Origin of the sequence: Streptomyces sp. NPDC096048 (genome assembly GCF_044763415.1) — a bacterium.
Taxonomy (GTDB): Bacteria; Actinomycetota; Actinomycetes; order Streptomycetales; family Streptomycetaceae; genus Streptomyces.
Genome location: NZ_JBIWGG010000009.1, coordinates 283388 through 301538 on the forward strand (window position 1 = coordinate 283388; position 18151 = coordinate 301538).

Here is an 18151-nt window from a genome sequence, read left to right on the forward strand (position 1 = left end):
GCGGCCTTCCCGACTTCCCTGCCCGGCACACCTGTTGATCAGGTCATCAGCGTATCCGCCGACACCGACATGCGGCACCGGACGGCCAAAAGAGCCCCCGCGCGCGCGGGCTGCCCCGGTGTTGCGCCGTCGTGCGCCCTGACCCGGCAGGCCGGTAACGAGCCTCTCCTGGACGGGAGTCGGACGCGCCACCGGCGCGGAGGGAGGTCCGCGCCGGCTCTCTGCCGCGAACCCCTAGGACGCCGCCCGCAGCTCCTCCCGGAGACGTTCCGCGATCTGCGGCGGCATCGGTTCGTGCCGCGCGTAACGGCGGCCGAAGCGCGCGGTGCCGTGCGTCAGGGAGCGCAGGTCCACCGCGTACCGGCCGATCTCCATCTCCGGCACCTCGGCCCGGATCAGGGTCCGTCCGCCGCTCGTCTGCTCGGTGCCGAGCACCTTGCCGCGCCGTCCGGACAGGTCGCTCATCACGGCGCCCACGTAGTCGTCGCCGACCAGCACGCTCACCTCGGCCACCGGCTCCAGCAGATGGATCCTCGCCTGCGCCGCGGCCTCCCGCAGCGCCAGCGCGCCGGCCGTCTGGAAGGCGGCGTCGGAGGAGTCCACCGAGTGCGCCTTGCCGTCCCGCAGCGTGACCCGCACGTCGATCAGCGGATGGCCTGCGGCGACGCCCTTGGCGGCCTGCGCGCGGACGCCCTTCTCGACGGACGGGATGAACTGCCGGGGCACCGCGCCGCCGACCACCTCGTCCACGAACTCGACGCCCGAACCGCCCGGCAGCGGCTCCACCTCGATCTCGCAGATGGCGTACTGACCGTGCCCGCCGGACTGCTTCACGTGCCGCCCGCGCCCGGCCGCCCGGTCCCCGAACGTCTCCCGCAGGGAGACCCGGTGGGGTACGACGTCGACCTGGACGCCGTAGCGGCTGCGCAGCCGTTCGAGCGCCACGTCGGCGTGGGCCTCGCCCAGGCACCACAGGACCACCTGGCGCGTGTCCTGGTTCTGCTCCAGGCGCATCGTCGGATCCTCGGCCACCAGCCGCGTGAGCCCCTGGGAGAGCTTGTCCTCGTCGGGCTTGCTGTGCGCCTGGATGGCGAGCGGCAGCAGCGGGTCGGGCATCTCCCACGGGGCCATCAGCAGCGGGTCGTCCTTGGCCGAGAGCGTGTCCCCGGTCTCCGCGCGGCTCAGCTTCGCCACGCACGCCAGGTCGCCCGCGATCACGTGCGAGACCGGCCGCTGCTGCTTGCCGAACGGCGTCGACAGGGCGCCGATCCGCTCGTCGACGTCGTGGTCCTCGTGGCCGCGGTCGGCCAGCCCGTGCCCGGAGACGTGCACCGTCTGGTCGGCGCGCAGGGTGCCGGAGAACACGCGGACCAGCGAGATCCGGCCGACGTACGGGTCGGAGGACGTCTTGACGACCTCCGCGACCAGCGACTCGTCGGGATCGCACATCCGCAGCTCGCGCGGAGCGCCGTCGGGTGTGGTGACCCGGGGCGCCTCGCGCTCCAAGGGGGTCGGGAAGCCGCGCGTGATCAGCTCCAGCAGCTCGACCGTGCCGAGCCCCTGCCGGGCGCCCTCGGCCGCGGGGGCGGCGGCCAGGACGGGGAAGAACACCCCGCGCGCCACGGCCCGCTCCAAATCCTCGATGAGCGTCTTGACGTCCACCTGCTCGCCGCCGAGATAGCGCTCCATGAGGGTCTCGTCCTCGCTCTCCGAGATGATCCCCTCGATCAGCATCGAGCGGGCCTCGTCGATCAGCGGCAGCTGCTCCTGGCCCGGCTCGGACTCCTCGCGCTCGCCGGACGCGTAGTCGAAGAGCTTCTGCGACAGCAGCCCGATGAGCCCCGTCACGGGCGCGTGCCCGTCGGGCGCCTGCGGCCCGTGCAGCGGCAGGTACAGCGGCAGCACGGCGTCGGGGTCGTCGCCGCCGAAGGCCTCCGCGCAGATCCGCGTCATCTCCTCGAAGTCCGCGCGGGCGGCCTCCAGGTGCGTGATCACGATGGCGCGCGGCATGCCGACGGCGGCGCACTCCTCCCACACCATGCGGGTCGAGCCGTCCACCCCGTCGGAGGCCGAGACGACGAAGAGGGCCGCGTCCGCCGCGCGCAGACCGGCCCTCAGCTCACCGACGAAGTCGGCGTACCCGGGAGTGTCCAGGAGGTTGATCTTGATGCCGTCCCATTCGACCGGCACCAGGGAGAGCTGTACGGAGCGCTGCTGCCGGTGCTCCATCTCGTCGTAGTCCGAGACGCAGCCGCCGTCCTCCACGCGGCCCGCCCGGTTCAGTGCTCCCGCCGTCTGCGCGAGAGCCTCCACCAGAGTCGTCTTGCCCGATCCGGAGTGGCCGACCAGCACCACATTCCGTACGGACGTGGGGTGGTCGGCCGCCGTAGCCCTTCCGGCGGCTCCGGGACGGGTGTGTGCCTTGTCGCCCATGTCCTTGCCTCCCGTGCACGGTGAGGTCACTGTGGGCGCGGACACGCGGGACCGCGTGCACTGGCGGCTCCGGCGACGCCCGCGGTCCTTCGAGCTTTCCACTCCCGTCACGCCGCGTCCATACGACGGACCCGATCCCGCCGCCCCACCGGCCGCCCACCAGGGGGTCAGGGTGCCCGTCCGTCGCCCACGCGCGCGCGTGGCTACGATGGGCCAGCCGGCGGCCAGCAGGGGCCGCGGCCACACCGACCGTCGGGAAGGCCATGCTGAACAAGTACGCGCGTGCATTTTTTACGCGTGTCCTCACACCGTTCGCCGCGTTTCTCATCCGCCGGGGCGTCAGCCCGGACACGGTCACGCTGATCGGCACCGCCGGGGTGGTCGCGGGTGCGCTGGTCTTCTACCCCATGGGTGAGTTCTTCTGGGGCACGGTCGTGATCACGCTCTTCGTCTTCTCCGACCTGGTCGACGGCAACATGGCACGCCAGCTCGGCCGCTCCAGCCGCTGGGGCGCCTTCCTGGACTCCACACTGGACCGGGTCGCCGACGGCGCGATCTTCGGCGGCTTCGCCCTCTGGTACGCGGGCGGCGGTGACGACATCGTGCTGTGCGCCGTGTCGATCTTCTGTCTGGCCAGCGGCCAGGTGGTGTCGTACACCAAGGCGCGCGGCGAGTCGATCGGCCTGCCGGTCGCCGTCAACGGGCTCGTCGAACGCGCCGAGCGCCTCGTCGTCTCGCTGGTCGCGGCCGGACTCGCGGGGCTGCACGCCTTCGGCGTGCCGGGCATCCAGTACCTGCTGCCGATCGCCCTGTGGATCGTCGCCGTGGGCAGCCTCGTCACGCTGATCCAGCGCGTCGTCACGGTCCGCCGGGAGGCGGCCGAGGCGGATGCCGCCGCGCAGGAGAGCCAGGGCACCGAGGCGGCGAAGTGAGCGCTCGGGACCGGCTGACCGACGGCCTGTACGGCGCCGGCTGGAGCACCGTGAAGAAGCTCCCCGAGCCGGTCGCCGCGCGGCTCGGACGCACCGTCGCGGACGTCGCCTGGAAGCAGCGCGGCACGGGCGTACGGCGCCTGGAGAGCAACTACGCGCGCGTGGTGCCGGACGCGAGCCCGGAGCGGCTCGCCGCCCTCTCGCGCGCGGGCATGCGCTCCTACCTGCGCTACTGGATGGAGTCCTTCCGGCTCCCGGCGTGGAGCGACGAGCGGATCAGGACGTCCTTGACCGTCAAGGACCTGCACTACCTCACCGACGGCATGGACGTGGGCAAGGGCGTCGTCCTGGCCCTCCCGCACCTGGCCAACTGGGACCTCGCGGGCGCCTGGGTCACCACCAGGCTGGGCATCCCCTTCACCACCGTCGCCGAACGCCTCAAGCCGGAGACCCTCTACGACCGCTTCGTCGCCTACCGCGAGGGCCTCGGCATGGAGGTCCTGCCGCACAGCGGCGGCACCGCCTTCGGCACGCTGGCCCGGCGGCTGCGCGACGGCGGCCTGGTCTGCCTGGTCGCCGACCGCGACCTGTCCGCCTCCGGCGTGGAGGTCGACTTCTTCGGCGATACGGCCCGGATGCCCGCGGGGCCCGCCCTGCTCGCGCTGCAGACCGGCGCCCGGCTGCTGCCGGTGACGCTCTGGTACGACGAGTCGCCCGTCATGAAGGGCCGGGTGCATCCGCCGGTCGAGGTCCCCGAGTCAGGTACCCGGGCCGAGAAGACGTCTGTCATGACACAGGCGCTGGCCGATGCCTTCGCCACGGGGATCGCCGACCATCCGGAGGACTGGCACATGCTCCAGCGTTTGTGGCTGAAGGACCTCGACCCCGCCAAGGCCCCCGCGGCGGCCGACGGGCAGGGCGCCTCGTGAGGATCGGCATCGTCTGCCCGTACTCCTGGGACGTGCCCGGCGGCGTCCAGTTCCACATCCGGGACCTGGCCGAGTACTTCATCCGTCTCGGCCACGAGGTCTCCGTCCTCGCCCCCGCCGACGACGACACCCCGCTGCCGCCGTACGTCGTCTCGGCCGGCCGCGCGGTGCCGGTCCCGTACAACGGCTCGGTGGCCCGGCTGAACTTCGGCTTCCTGTCGGCGGCCCGGGTGCGGCGCTGGCTGCACGACGGCGCCTTCGACGTCATCCACATCCACGAGCCGACCTCGCCCTCGCTCGGCCTGCTCACCTGCTGGGCGGCGCAGGGCCCGATCGTGGCGACCTTCCACACGTCCAACCCGCGCTCCCGCGCGATGATCGCCGCGTACTCGATCCTCCAGGCCGCTCTGGAGAAGATCAGCGCCCGGATCGCGGTGAGCGAGTACGCCCGCCGCACCCTCGTCGAGCACCTCGGCGGGGACGCCGTCGTCATCCCCAACGGCGTCGACGTCGACTTCTTCGCCGACGCCGAGCCCAATCCCGAGTGGCAGGGCGACACGATCGGCTTCATAGGGCGCATCGACGAACCCCGCAAGGGCCTGCCGGTGCTGATGCGGGCGCTGCCGAAGATCCTCGCCGCCCGCCCGGAGGCCCGGCTGCTGGTCGCCGGGCGCGGCGACGAGAAGGAGGCCGTGGCCTCGCTCCCCGCCGAACTGCGCTCCCGCGTGGAGTTCCTCGGCATGGTCAGCGACGAGGACAAGGCCCGCTTCCTGCGCAGCGTCGACCTGTACGTGGCCCCCAACACCGGCGGCGAGAGCTTCGGGATCATCCTGGTCGAGGCCATGTCGGCGAGCGCCCCCGTGCTCGCCTCGGACCTGGACGCCTTCGCCCAGGTCCTCGACCATGGCGCCGCCGGTGAGCTGTTCCCCAACGAGGATGCCGACGCACTGGCCGACGCGGCGGTGCGGCTGCTGGCGGACCCGGAGCGCAGAACCGCGCTCAGGGAGCGCGGCAGCGCCCACGTACGGCGCTTCGACTGGTCCACGGTCGGCGCGGACATCCTCTCGGTCTACGAGACGGTCACGGCGGGCGCGGCCGCGGTGGCGACGGACGACCGGGCGACCGGCCTGAGGGCACGCTTCGGACTGGCCCGGGACTGAGACCGGACTTCTCAGCCGAGGTCGGGCATCCTCAGCCCGTCCGGCGTCCGGCGTCCGGCGTCCGGCGTCCGGCGTCCGGCGTTCGAGGACGAGGCCGTTCAGGCCGAAGCGGGGGCCCGGGGGCGGCAGCCCCCGGCGACGGTCACCGTGAGGCACCCCGCCAACCCGGCGGAGCGCTCCCGTAGGGTTGCGCCCCGTGACCGCAACCCTCATCTGGATCCTGGTCGTCCTCATCGCGATCGGCCTGTACCTGAGCTGGACGGCGGGGCGGCTGGACCGGCTGCACGCCCGGATCGACGCCGCCCGTGCCGCCCTCGACGCGCAGTTGCTGCGCAGGGCGTCCGTGGCCCAGGAACTCGCCACCAGCGGTGTGCTCGACCCGGCCGCCTCCATCGTCCTGTACGAGGCCGCGCACGCCGCCCGGCAGGCCGAGGAGGAGCACCGGGAGGTCGCCGAGAGCGAGCTGAGCCAGGCCCTGCGGGCGGTGTTCGCCGACCCGCAACAGGTGGACGTCCTGCGCGAGGCGCCCGGGGGGGTGGAGGCGATCCGCGAGCTGGCCGAGGCCGTACGGCGCGTCCCGATGGCCCGGCGTTTCCACAACGACGCGGTGGGAGCGGCGCGCAGGCTGCGCGAGCACCGCAAGGTCCGCTGGTTCCGCCTCGCCGGACACGCTCCCTTCCCGCTGGCCTTCGAGATGGACGACGAGTCGCCGACGCCCCTGGTGGACAGGGCGGCGTAGAGCCGGCGCCCCGTCGGCCCGGCGGGCGTTCCGCGCCTCCGGGCCCAAAAGGATCCACCGGCTGTCCATTGGCCCTTGCTGTGGCCTGGTCCGTTCGCGTTTCCTCGGAGCTGCACAAACCCCCTTCCTTCAGTGAGGTACCCGTGTCCAGCACGCTCTCCGAGAACCAGGCCCCCGAGACCGGCACCGCCCGCGTGAAGCGCGGCATGGCCGAGCAGCTCAAGGGCGGCGTGATCATGGACGTCGTCACGCCGGAGCAGGCGAAGATCGCCGAGGACGCGGGCGCCGTCGCCGTCATGGCCCTGGAGCGGGTCCCGGCCGACATCCGCAAGGACGGTGGCGTGGCCCGGATGTCCGACCCGGACATGATCGAGGGCATCATCGGCGCGGTCTCCATCCCCGTGATGGCCAAGTCCCGCATCGGCCACTTCGTCGAGGCCCAGGTCCTGCAGTCCCTCGGCGTCGACTACATCGACGAGTCCGAGGTCCTCACCCCGGCCGACGAGGTCAACCACAGCGACAAGTTCGCCTTCACCACCCCCTTCGTCTGCGGCGCCACCAACCTCGGTGAGGCCCTGCGCCGCATCGCCGAGGGCGCCGCGATGATCCGCTCCAAGGGCGAGGCCGGTACCGGCAACGTCGTCGAGGCCGTCCGCCACCTGCGCCAGATCAAGAACGAGATCGCCCGCCTGCGCGGCTACGACAACAACGAGCTGTACGCCGCCGCCAAGGAGCTGCGCGCCCCGTACGAGCTGGTCCGGGAGGTCGCCGAGCTGGGCAAGCTGCCCGTGGTCCTCTTCTCCGCCGGTGGCGTCGCCACCCCGGCCGACGCCGCGCTCATGCGCCAGCTCGGCGCCGAGGGCGTCTTCGTCGGCTCCGGCATCTTCAAGTCCGGCGACCCGGCCAAGCGCGCCGCCGCCATCGTGAAGGCGACCACCTTCTACGACGACCCGAAGATCATCGCGGAGGCGTCCCGCAACCTCGGCGAGGCCATGGTCGGCATCAACTGCGACACCCTCCCCGAGACCGAGCGCTACGCGAACCGCGGCTGGTAGGACGAGGACACCGGATCCATGAGCGACACCCCCGTCATCGGCGTCCTGGCCCTCCAGGGCGACGTACGGGAGCACCTCGTCGCCCTGGCCGCGGCCGACGCCGTGGCCAGGCCGGTCAGGCGCCCCGAAGAACTCGCCGAGGTCGACGGCCTGGTCCTGCCCGGCGGCGAGTCCACCACCATCTCCAAACTGGCCGTCCTCTTCGGAGTGATGGAGCCCCTCCGCGCGCGCGTGCGGGACGGCCTGCCCGTCTACGGCACCTGCGCCGGCATGATCCTGCTGGCCGACAAGATCCTGGACCCGCGCTCCGGGCAGGAGACGGTCGGCGGCATCGACATGATCGTGCGACGCAACGCCTTCGGACGCCAGAACGAGTCCTTCGAGGCGGCCGTCGACATCAAGGGCGTCGAGGGCGATCCTGTGGAGGGCGTGTTCATCCGCGCACCCTGGGTGGAGTCCGTGGGCGCCCCGGCCGAGGTGCTCGCCGAGCACGAGGGCCACATCGTCGCGGTCCGCCAGGGCAACGCGCTGGCCACGTCGTTCCACCCGGAGCTGACCGGCGACCACCGCGTGCACCGCCTCTTCGCCGACATGGTGCGCGCGAACCGGGCGGCGGAGTCCTTGTAGGATTCCTGCGTTCGTTCGTTCAAAGACGGGTTACGCGAAGGAGACAGGCAGATGTCCGGCCACTCTAAATGGGCCACGACGAAGCACAAGAAGGCCGTCATCGATGCCAAGCGCGGCAAGCTCTTCGCGAAGCTGATCAAGAACATCGAGGTCGCGGCCCGGATGGGGGGCGTCGACATCGAGGGCAACCCGACGCTCTACGACGCCATCCAGAAGGCCAAGAAGCAGTCGGTCCCGAACAAGAACATCGACTCCGCGGTCAAGCGGGGCGGTGGCCTCGAGGCCGGCGGCGCCGACTACGAGACGATCATGTACGAGGGTTACGGCCCGAACGGTGTCGCGGTACTCATCGAGTGCCTCACCGACAACCGCAACCGCGCCGCCTCCGACGTCCGCGTCGCGATGACCCGCAACGGCGGCTCCATGGCCGACCCGGGCTCGGTGTCGTACCTGTTCAACCGCAAGGGCGTCGTGATCGTCCCCAAGGGCGAGCTGGGCGAGGACGACGTTCTCGCCGCCGTCCTGGACGCGGGCGCCGAGGAGGTCAACGACCTCGGCGAGACCTTCGAGGTGCTCAGCGAGGCCACCGACCTGGTCGCGGTCCGCACCGCCCTCCAGGACGCCGGCATCGACTACGAGTCCGCCGACGCCAACTTCGTGCCGACCATGCAGGTCGAGCTGGACGAGGAGGGCGCGAGGAAGATCTTCCGGCTGATCGACGCCCTGGAGGACAGCGACGACGTGCAGAACGTCTTCGCCAACTTCGACGTGAGCGACGAGGTCATGGAGAAGGTCGACGCGTAGCGCCGCCGCGCACACGACGATTCCGGCGGGCCGGGGACACGTCCCCGGCCCGCCGCCGTTGTCGGTGGCACCCGATAGCCTGCACAAACAGGCGATCGATGTGAGGGGAGCCGTGCGTTGCGCGTACTGGGGGTGGACCCGGGACTGACCCGCTGCGGGATCGGTGTCGTGGAGGGCGTCGCGGGCCGGCCGCTCACCATGCTCGGCGTCGGAGTGGTCCGCACACCCGCGAACGCCGAACTCGGCCACCGCCTGGTCGCCGTCGAGCAGGGCATCGAGCAGTGGCTGGACGAGCACCGGCCGGAGTGCGTCGCCGTGGAGCGCGTCTTCAGCCAGCACAACGTCCGCACGGTCATGGGCACCGCCCAGGCCAGCGCGGTCGCCATCCTGTGCGCCTCACGCCGCGGCATCCCCGTCGCCCTGCACACCCCCAGCGAGGTCAAGGCCGCCGTCACCGGCAGCGGACGCGCCGACAAGGCGCAGGTCGGTGCCATGGTCACCCGGCTGCTGCGGCTCGCCGAACCGCCCAAGCCCGCCGACGCCGCCGACGCCCTCGCGCTCGCCATCTGCCACATCTGGCGCGCCCCCGCACAGAACCGGCTCCAGCAGGCCGTGGCCCTGCACGCCGCCAAAGCCCCGAAGACCCCGAGAACCCCGACCGCACCGAAAGGCCGTACGCCATGATCGCCTTCGTCAGCGGCACGGTCGCCGCCCTCGCCCCCGACGCCGCGGTGGTCGAGGTCGGCGGCGTCGGCATGGCCGTCCAGTGCACGCCGAACACGCTCTCCACCCTCCGCCTGGGCAAGTCCGCCAAGCTCGCCACCTCCCTCGTCGTCCGCGAGGACTCGCTCACTCTGTACGGCTTCGCCGACGACGACGAGCGCCAGGTCTTCGAGCTGCTCCAGACGGCCAGCGGCGTCGGCCCCCGCCTGGCCCAGGCGATGCTCGCCGTGCACAGCCCCGACGCCCTGCGCAGAGCCGTCTCCACCGGTGACGAGAAGGCGCTCACCGCCGTACCCGGCATCGGCAAGAAGGGCGCGCAGAAGCTGCTCCTGGAACTGAAGGACCGGCTCGGCGAGCCCATCGGGGCCCCCGCCGTCGGCGCGCCGGTCAGCACCGGCTGGCGCGACCAGCTGCACGCGGCCCTCATCGGCCTCGGGTACGCGACCCGCGAGGCCGACGAGGCCGTCTCCGCGGTGGCGCCCCAGGCCGACGCCGCCGGGGGCACGCCCCAGGTGGGGCAGCTGCTGAAGGCGGCCCTGCAGACCCTGAACCGCGCCCGATAGCCCGTACCGAGAGCCGAGGCACACCTGATGAACTGGGACGACACGACCGACACGGACGCCGCGGGCGAACGGCTGGTGGGTGCGTCCGCCGATGGCGAGGACCAGGCCGTGGAGGCCGCCCTGCGCCCCAAGGACCTGGGCGAGTTCATCGGACAGGAGAAGGTCCGCGAGCAGCTCGACCTCGTGCTGCGTGCCGCACGCGCGCGCGGGGCGACCGCCGACCACGTGCTGCTCTCCGGCGCTCCCGGCCTCGGCAAGACCACCCTCTCGATGATCATCGCGGCCGAGATGGGAGCCCCCATCCGCATCACCTCCGGCCCGGCCATCCAGCACGCCGGCGACCTCGCGGCGATCCTCTCCTCCCTCCAGGAGGGCGAGGTCCTCTTCCTCGACGAGATCCACCGCACGTCGCGGCCCGCCGAGGAGATGCTCTACATGGCGATGGAGGACTTCCGCGTCGACGTCATCGTCGGCAAGGGGCCGGGCGCCACCGCCATCCCCCTGGAGCTGCCGCCCTTCACCCTGGTCGGCGCCACCACGCGCGCGGGGCTGCTGCCGCCCCCGTTGCGCGACCGCTTCGGCTTCACCGCGCACATGGAGTTCTACGGACCGGCCGAACTGGAACGCGTCATCCACCGCTCGGCCGGCCTGCTCGACGTCGAGATCGACACCGCCGGCGCCGCCGAGATCGCCGGCCGCTCCCGCGGCACCCCCCGCATCGCCAACCGCCTGCTGCGCCGGGTGCGGGACTACGCCCAGGTCAAGGCCGACGGCCTGATCACCCAGGAGATCGCCGCGGCGGCCCTCGCCGTCTACGAGGTGGACGAGCGGGGCCTGGACCGCCTGGACCGGGGTGTGCTGGAGGCCCTCCTCAAGCTGTTCGGCGGCGGGCCCGTGGGCCTGTCCACACTCGCCGTCGCCGTGGGGGAGGAGCGTGAGACAGTGGAAGAGGTCGCCGAGCCCTTCCTCGTCAGAGAGGGTCTGCTCGCCCGCACCCCGCGCGGGCGCGTGGCGACCCCGGCCGCATGGGCGCACCTCGGCCTCACCCCGCCGCGTTCGCAGACTTCCGGAAACGGACAACAGGACCTGTTCGGGGCGTGACGGCACCGTCACGAAGAGGACATTCGCCGGAGCAGGAACCCCGGTGCCATGCTGAGCGTTGTTCCATGCGCGCGGACTCGCTTAGACTCCGCCGATGCCGCCCTTGTCGGCGGCGCACACACCCCCAACCATCAGGCCGCTCACCATCGCGGTCGTGTGAAGGAAGTACCGACCCGTGAGTCTCGTGACCCTCCTCCCGTTCATCGTGCTCATCGGGGCCATGTTCCTGATGACCCGGTCGGCGAAGAAGAAGCAGCAGCAGGCCGCCGACATGCGGAACCAGATGCAGCCCGGTTCCGGAGTCCGCACCATCGGGGGCATGTACGCCACGGTCAAGGAGGTCAGCGAGGACACGGTCCTCCTCGACGCCGGGCCGGGCGTCGAGCTGCTCTTCGCCAAGAACTCCATCGGTGCCGTCCTCACCGACGACGAGTACAACCGCATCGTCCACGGCATCGAGCACGACCTGAAGTCCGACACCGACGTCGTCCCGGACGACGCCTCCTCCCTCACCGAGACCGACGCCTCCGCCGACGACGCTGCCGCCTCCGACGGCAAGTCCGTCGACCTCGGCAAGAAGGACGCGACCGACGAGCCGGCCGACGAGCCGACGGTCGACGCCGCGTCCGCCGAGGCGAAGACGGACGAGCAGCCGAAGAAGTCCGACGGCGGTTCCGAGGCGAAGTAGCCGTGCTCCGGGGTTGCGCGGGTCGATCCCGCGCGCCCCGTGTGACGCGCGGCTCGCACGGATCCGGACACCATGTGATGGCCGCCGGTGACGCCTACCCGGCGCGAAGCGGCCCGAGAGGGAGTACGCAAAGGTGGTAGCACCTAAAAAGGGAAAGAATGCGAGCGCTCAGAGTAAGCCCGGGCGCTCGCTGGCCCTGATTCTGATCGCCATCGTGGCGCTCACCGGAGGCATGTTCGCCTCCGGACACACGACTCCGCGTCTCGGTATCGACCTGGCCGGCGGCACGAGCATCACGCTCCGGGCCGTACCGGAGGCAGGCCAGGAATCGGCGATCAACAAGTCGAACATGGATACGGCCGTCGAGATCATGGAGCGCCGCGTCAACGGACTCGGCGTCCAGGAGGCCGAGGTCCAGACCCAGGGCGACCGGAACATCATCGTCAACATCCCCAAGGGGACGAACTCCAAGGAAGCCCGGGAGCAGGTCGGCACCACCGCCAAGCTCTACTTCCGTCCGGTCCTCGCCACCGAACTCTCCGGCGCGAACGCGACCGGCAGCCCCTCGCCGAGCAAGACCGGCGGCGCGTCGGACAAGGCGACGGACAAGGCCACGGACGGCGCGGCCGACAAGGACAAGGCCACCGACGGGGACAAGCCGAGCGGCTCGCCGTCCGACTCCGCCTCGGCGAGCGCCACCACCCAGGGCCGCGCCGCGAGCGACGCCCTGAAGGCCGACCCCAGTCCGTCAGCCAAGACCTCCGACGGCGCCTCCCCGTCCCCGAGCGCCAGCGCCTCCGGTGACGACGCGACCGCCAAGCTCCAGGCCGAGTACGCGAAGCTCGACTGCACCGACGCGGGCGCCCGCGCCAAGGCCGGTGACGGCTCCAAGCCCGGCGACTCGATGGTGGCCTGCGGTCAGAACTCGCAGGGCCAGTGGCAGAAGTACATCCTCGGCCCCGCGGCGGTCGACGGCACCGACGTCGACAAGGCCGAGGCCGTCTTCAACACGCAGACCGCCGCCGGCTGGACCGTGACCATGAAGTTCACGGACGGCGGTGCCAAGAAGTTCGCCGACATCACCGGCAAGCTCGCGCAGAACCAGTCCCCGCAGAACCAGTTCGCCATCGTCCTGGACAACGACGTCGTCTCCGACCCGTACGTCAGCCAGGCGCTCACCGGCGGCAGCGCGGAGATCTCCGGAAGTTTCACCCAGGAGGAGGCGCAGGGCCTCGCCAACATGCTGTCCTACGGCGCTCTGCCGCTGACCTTCAAGGAGGACAGCGTCACCACCGTCACCGCCGCGCTCGGCGGTGAACAGCTTCAGGCCGGTCTGATCGCCGGTGCGATCGGCCTCGTCCTGGTCGTCCTCTACCTGCTGTTCTACTACCGCGGGCTGTCGTTCATCGCCATCGCCTCGCTGCTGATCTCCGCCGCCCTCACCTACGTGATCATGTCGCTGCTGGGTCCGACCATCGGTTTCGCGCTGAACCTGCCGGCCGTCTGCGGTGCCATCGTCGCCATCGGTATCACGGCGGACTCGTTCATCGTGTACTTCGAACGCGTCCGGGACGAGATCCGCGAGGGCCGCTCGCTGCGCCCGGCGGTCGAACGGGCCTGGCCGCGCGCCCGACGCACCATTCTGGTCTCCGACTTCGTGTCCTTCCTCGCCGCCGCGGTCCTCTTCGTCGTCACCGTCGGCAAGGTCCAGGGCTTCGCGTTCACCCTGGGGCTGACCACACTGCTGGACGTGGTGGTCGTCTTCCTCTTCACCAAGCCGCTGCTGACGCTGATGGCCCGCCGGAGGTTCTTCGCGAGCGGCCACAAGTGGTCCGGCCTCGACCCGAAGAGCCTGGGTGCCAAACCGCCTCTGCGCCGCACGCGCCGTCCCGCCCGTCCGGCCGCCGGCCATGTCGACCCGAAGGAGGCGTGAGATGGGAAAGCTCGGCAACCTCGGCGCCCGACTGCACCATGGCGAGATCGGCTACGACTTCGTCAAGAACCGCAAGCTCTGGTACGGCATCTCCATCCTCATCACCATCACGGCCATCGTCGGCCTGGCGGTGCGCGGTCTGCACATGGGCATCGAGTTCCAGGGGGGCGCGGTCTTCACCACCCCGAAGAACATGAGCGCCTCGGTGGCCCAGGCCGAGGAGTACGCGGAGGAGGCTTCCGGCCACGACGCGATCGTCCAGAAGCTCGGTGACGGCAGCCTGCGCATTCAGATCGGCGGCACCGACACCGAGCAGTCGGACCGGATCAAGGAGGACCTCGCCAAGGACCTGAACGTAGAGGCCGAGAAGATCAACGCGGACCTGGTCGGCCCCAGTTGGGGTGACCAGATCGCGAACAAGGCCTGGCAGGGCCTCGGGATCTTCATGGTCCTGGTGGTGATCTATCTGGCGATCGCCTTCGAGTGGCGCATGGCGCTCGCCGCGTTCGTCGCGCTGGTCCACGACATCACCATCACGGTGGGCATCTACGCCCTCGTCGGGTTCGAGGTCACACCGGGCACGGTCATCGGTCTGCTCACGATCCTCGGTTACTCGCTCTACGACACGGTCGTGGTGTTCGACAGTCTCAAGGAACAGACGAGAGACATCACCAAGCAGACCCGCTGGACCTACGGCGAGATCGCCAACCGTTCGATCAACAGCACCCTGGTCCGCTCCGTCAACACCACGGTGGTCGCGCTGCTGCCGGTGGGCGGCCTGCTGTTCATCGGTGGCGGTGTCCTCGGCGCCGGCATGCTCAACGACATCTCGCTGTCGCTGTTCGTCGGCCTCGCCGCGGGCGCGTACTCGTCGATCTTCATCGCCACGCCGCTCGTCGCCGACCTCAAGGAGGCCGAGCCGCAGATGAAGGCGCTCAAGAAGCGCGTCCTCGCCAAGCGTGCCCAGGCCGGCGCCAAGGGCGAGCCGGCGGAGTACGCCGTCGACGAGGAGCGGTACTCCGACGCCGACTACGCCGACGACATCGACGGGCCCGAGGGCGCGGCCGCCGCGGTCGTCGGCCCCCGCAATCAGCCCGCGTCCCGTACCAGGGGCCGCGGCCGACCCTCGGGGAAGCGCCGATGACCGAGACGACCGACATCACGGAGCTGCTGCTCAGCCGCATCCGGGATGTGGCGGACTACCCGGAGCCGGGCGTGGTGTTCAAGGACATCACCCCGCTCCTGGCCGACCCGGCCGCGTTCGCCGCCCTGACCGACGCGCTCGCGGACGTCGCCGAGCGCACCGGCGCCACCAAGGTCGTCGGCCTGGAGGCCCGCGGCTTCATCCTCGGGGCCCCGGTGGCCCTGAGGGCCGGCCTCGGCTTCATCCCCGTGCGCAAGGCGGGCAAGCTCCCCGGAGCCACGCTCGGCCAGGCGTACGACCTGGAGTACGGCTCGGCCGAGATCGAGGTGCACGCCGAGGACCTGACCGCCGACGACCGCGTCCTGGTCGTCGACGACGTCCTCGCCACCGGCGGTACGGCCGAGGCCTCGCTGGAGCTCATCCGCCGGGCCGGCGCACAGGTCGCCGGCCTCGCCGTCCTCATGGAGCTGGGCTTCCTCGGCGGGCGGGCCCGTCTGGAGCCGGCCCTGGCCGGGGCGCCGCTGCGAGCGCTGCTCACGGTCTGACAGCTCTCGTCGCTCAGTGGAGGCGGGCCCGGAGGAATCCGGCGCCCGCCTCAGGCGTTTCTCGGGTTGACGGCCCTCACAGTGGCCGGAAGGCGATCCCCGGGCGCGGGATCGCTACCATGGGGTTTCCGGAGCCTGACCGGGGGACCCGGATCGCGCACGAGGAGTCCTCTTGCCAGACGAGGCCCAGCCACTGACCGCCGCAAAGCCCGAGTCCGCCTCGGCGCCCGCGGCGAAGCCCGCGCCCAGTTCGCCACAGGCGAAGAACGACACCCGCGGGCCGATCCAGCACGCCCCGGCCGCGCCCGTCGACAAGCCGGCCGATCAGCAGCCGCGTCCCAAGCCGATCCCGCCCGAGCGCGAACGGAACGCGCCCGTGGTCCGCGCGCCGTCCGGCCAGCCCGCCCGCTCCGGCTCCTCCAACCGCGTCCGCGCCCGCCTCGCCCGCCTCGGCGTGCAGCGCGCCAACCCGTACAACCCGGTCCTGGAGCCGCTGCTGCGGATAGTGCGCAGCAACGACCCCAAGATCGAGACGGCGACCCTGCGCCAGATCGAGCGCGCCTACCAGGTCGCCGAACGCTGGCACCGCGGCCAGAAGCGCAAGAGCGGCGACCCGTACATCACGCATCCGCTCGCCGTCACCACCATCCTCGCCGAGCTGGGCATGGATCCGGCCACGCTGATGGCCGGGCTGCTGCACGACACCGTCGAGGACACCGAGTACGGCCTGGAGGACCTGCGCCGCGACTTCGGCGACGTGGTCACCCTCCTCGTCGACGGCGTCACCAAGCTCGACAAGGTCAAGTTCGGTGAGGCCGCCCAGGCCGAGACCGTGCGCAAGATGGTCGTCGCCATGGCCAAGGACCCGCGCGTCCTGGTCATCAAGCTCGCCGACCGCCTGCACAACATGCGCACCATGCGCTATCTCAAGCGCGAGAAGCAGGAGAAGAAGGCGCGCGAGACCCTGGAGATCTACGCGCCGCTCGCCCACCGGCTGGGCATGAACACCATCAAGTGGGAGCTGGAGGACCTCGCCTTCGCGATCCTCTACCCCAAGATGTACGACGAGATCGTCCGCCTGGTCGCCGAGCGCGCCCCCAAGCGCGACGAGTACCTCGCCATCGTGACCGACGAGGTCCAGCAGGACCTGCGCGCGGCCCGCATCAAGGCGACCGTCACCGGCCGTCCCAAGCACTACTACAGCGTCTACCAGAAGATGATCGTCCGCGGCCGTGACTTCGCGGAGATCTACGACCTGGTGGGCATCCGCGTCCTCGTGGACACCGTCCGCGACTGCTACGCGGCGCTCGGCACCGTCCACGCGCGATGGAACCCGGTCCCCGGCCGGTTCAAGGACTACATCGCGATGCCCAAGTTCAACATGTACCAGTCGCTGCACACGACGGTCATCGGACCCAACGGCAAGCCGGTCGAGCTGCAGATCCGCACCTTCGACATGCACCGCCGCGCCGAGTACGGCATCGCCGCGCACTGGAAGTACAAGCAGGAGGCCGTCGCCGGCGCCTCCAAGGTCCGCACCGACGCGCCGAAGTCGTCCGGCAAGGGCAAGGACGACCACCTCAACGACATGGCGTGGCTGCGCCAGCTCCTCGACTGGCAGAAGGAGACCGAGGACCCCGGCGAGTTCCTGGAGTCCCTGCGCTTCGACCTCTCCCGCAACGAGGTCTTCGTCTTCACCCCCAAGGGCGACGTCATAGCGCTGCCCGCGAGTGCCACTCCCGTCGACTTCGCGTACGCGGTGCACACCGAGGTCGGCCACCGCACCATAGGGGCACGGGTCAACGGCCGGCTCGTCCCGCTGGAGTCCACCCTGGACAACGGCGACCTGGTGGAGGTGTTCACCTCCAAGGCGGCCGGCGCGGGTCCCTCCCGTGACTGGCTCGGCTTCGTCAAGTCGCCGCGCGCCCGCAACAAGATCCGCGCCTGGTTCTCCAAGGAGCGCCGCGACGAGGCGATCGAGCAGGGCAAGGACTCCATCGTCCGCGCGATGCGCAAGCAGAACCTGCCGATCCAGCGCATCCTGACCGGCGACTCCCTGGTCACGCTCGCCCACGAGATGCGCTACTCGGACATCTCCGCGCTGTACGCGGCGATCGGCGAGGGCCATGTCTCCGCGCAGAACATCGTGCAGAAGCTGGTGCAGGCGCTCGGCGGCGAGGAGGCCGCCACCGAGGAGATCGACGAGTCGGTCCCGCCGGCCCGCGGTCGCAAACGCCGGACCAACGCCGACCCGGGCGTCGTGGTCAAGGGCGTCGAGGACGTGTGGATCAAGCTGGCCCGCTGCTGCACGCCCGTCCCCGGCGACCCGATCATCGGCTTCGTCACCCGCGGCAGCGGCGTATCCGTTCACCGCAGCGACTGTGTGAACGTGGACTCGTTGTCCAGGGAGCCCGAGCGCATCCTGGAGGTCGAGTGGGCCCCCAGCCAGTCCTCCGTCTTCCTGGTCGCCATCCAGGTCGAGGCCCTGGACCGCTCCCGGCTGCTGTCGGACGTCACGCGCGTGCTGTCCGACCAGCACGTCAACATCCTCTCCGCGGCCGTCCAGACCTCCCGCGACCGCGTCGCCACCTCCCGCTTCACCTTCGAGATGGGCGACCCGAAGCACCTCGGGCACGTCCTGAAGGCCGTACGGGGCGTCGAGGGCGTCTACGACGTGTACCGGGTGACGTCGGCGCGCAGGCCGTCGTAGCGGCCACCCACACAGGCAGAGGGGCTCCCGTACGGCGTGTACGGGAGCCCCTCTGCCTGTGCGGG

At 71.1% G+C, this 18151-nt stretch carries 16 protein-coding genes; 15 read left to right on the forward strand and 1 reads right to left on the reverse strand.

The window, feature by feature from the left end:
- Positions 1-234 precede the first annotated feature (234 nt).
- A complete protein-coding gene (locus tag ACIQ6R_RS25940) occupies positions 235-2433 on the reverse strand; it encodes an elongation factor G-like protein EF-G2 (RefSeq protein WP_404223712.1) in 2199 nt (732 codons plus the stop codon).
- Positions 2434-2696: 263 nt separating this feature from the next.
- Here ACIQ6R_RS25940 and pgsA point away from each other — a divergent pair, with 263 nt between their 5' ends.
- The 15 genes from pgsA to relA all read left to right on the forward strand — a co-directional run bounded on the left by pgsA (position 2697) and on the right by relA (position 18086).
- A complete protein-coding gene (gene pgsA, locus ACIQ6R_RS25945; RefSeq protein WP_404179472.1) occupies positions 2697-3365 on the forward strand; it encodes a phosphatidylinositol phosphate synthase in 669 nt (222 codons plus the stop codon).
- Positions 3362-4294, forward strand: a complete 933-nt coding sequence (locus ACIQ6R_RS25950) for a phosphatidylinositol mannoside acyltransferase (protein ID WP_404223713.1) — start codon at positions 3362-3364, stop codon at positions 4292-4294. Before pgsA ends, ACIQ6R_RS25950 begins: the two co-directional genes overlap by 4 nt.
- Positions 4291-5454, forward strand: coding sequence for a glycosyltransferase family 4 protein (locus ACIQ6R_RS25955; protein ID WP_404223714.1), 1164 nt, complete (start codon positions 4291-4293; stop codon positions 5452-5454). The genes ACIQ6R_RS25950 and ACIQ6R_RS25955 overlap by 4 nt, the downstream gene beginning before the upstream one ends.
- 196 nt (positions 5455-5650) lie before the next feature.
- Positions 5651-6193 carry a hypothetical protein gene (locus ACIQ6R_RS25960; protein WP_404223716.1) on the forward strand — a complete coding sequence of 181 codons (543 nt, stop codon included), beginning with the start codon at positions 5651-5653 and terminating at the stop codon, positions 6191-6193.
- 143 nt (positions 6194-6336) lie between these two features.
- Positions 6337-7248 carry a pyridoxal 5'-phosphate synthase lyase subunit PdxS gene (pdxS, locus tag ACIQ6R_RS25965; protein ID WP_393802068.1) on the forward strand — a complete coding sequence of 304 codons (912 nt, stop codon included), beginning with the start codon at positions 6337-6339 and terminating at the stop codon, positions 7246-7248.
- An 18-nt stretch (positions 7249-7266) separates the two neighbouring features.
- Positions 7267-7875 carry a pyridoxal 5'-phosphate synthase glutaminase subunit PdxT gene (gene pdxT / locus ACIQ6R_RS25970; RefSeq protein WP_404223718.1) on the forward strand — a complete coding sequence of 203 codons (609 nt, stop codon included), beginning with the start codon at positions 7267-7269 and terminating at the stop codon, positions 7873-7875.
- A 51-nt stretch (positions 7876-7926) separates the two neighbouring features.
- Positions 7927-8679 (forward strand): YebC/PmpR family DNA-binding transcriptional regulator, encoded by a 753-nt coding sequence (locus tag ACIQ6R_RS25975; protein ID WP_121745926.1) that lies wholly within the window; start codon positions 7927-7929, stop codon positions 8677-8679.
- Positions 8680-8796: 117 nt separating this feature from the next.
- The gene (gene ruvC / locus ACIQ6R_RS25980) at positions 8797-9363 is read left to right on the forward strand and encodes a crossover junction endodeoxyribonuclease RuvC (RefSeq protein ID WP_404223720.1); all 567 of its coding nucleotides are present in this window, start codon (positions 8797-8799) and stop codon (positions 9361-9363) included.
- The gene (gene ruvA, locus ACIQ6R_RS25985; protein WP_404179454.1) at positions 9360-9965 is read left to right on the forward strand and encodes a Holliday junction branch migration protein RuvA; all 606 of its coding nucleotides are present in this window, start codon (positions 9360-9362) and stop codon (positions 9963-9965) included. The genes ruvC and ruvA overlap by 4 nt, the downstream gene beginning before the upstream one ends.
- A gap of 27 nt (positions 9966-9992) precedes the next feature.
- Complete coding sequence (ruvB, locus tag ACIQ6R_RS25990; RefSeq protein WP_404223722.1) at positions 9993-11066, forward strand: Holliday junction branch migration DNA helicase RuvB; 1074 nt, start codon at positions 9993-9995, stop codon at positions 11064-11066.
- A gap of 175 nt (positions 11067-11241) precedes the next feature.
- On the forward strand, positions 11242-11754 hold the full coding sequence (gene yajC / locus ACIQ6R_RS25995) for a preprotein translocase subunit YajC (RefSeq protein ID WP_404223723.1): 513 nt from the start codon (positions 11242-11244) through the stop codon (positions 11752-11754).
- 133 nt (positions 11755-11887) lie between these two features.
- The gene (gene secD, locus ACIQ6R_RS26000; RefSeq protein ID WP_404223725.1) at positions 11888-13687 is read left to right on the forward strand and encodes a protein translocase subunit SecD; all 1800 of its coding nucleotides are present in this window, start codon (positions 11888-11890) and stop codon (positions 13685-13687) included.
- Between the two features lies 1 nt (position 13688).
- Positions 13689-14831, forward strand: coding sequence for a protein translocase subunit SecF (gene secF / locus ACIQ6R_RS26005; protein ID WP_404223726.1), 1143 nt, complete (start codon positions 13689-13691; stop codon positions 14829-14831).
- Positions 14828-15376 (forward strand): adenine phosphoribosyltransferase, encoded by a 549-nt coding sequence (locus tag ACIQ6R_RS26010; protein ID WP_404179439.1) that lies wholly within the window; start codon positions 14828-14830, stop codon positions 15374-15376. Before secF ends, ACIQ6R_RS26010 begins: the two co-directional genes overlap by 4 nt.
- A 172-nt stretch (positions 15377-15548) precedes the next feature.
- Positions 15549-18086 (forward strand): GTP pyrophosphokinase, encoded by a 2538-nt coding sequence (gene relA / locus ACIQ6R_RS26015; protein ID WP_404179436.1) that lies wholly within the window; start codon positions 15549-15551, stop codon positions 18084-18086.
- The last annotated feature ends 65 nt before the right edge of the window (positions 18087-18151 follow it).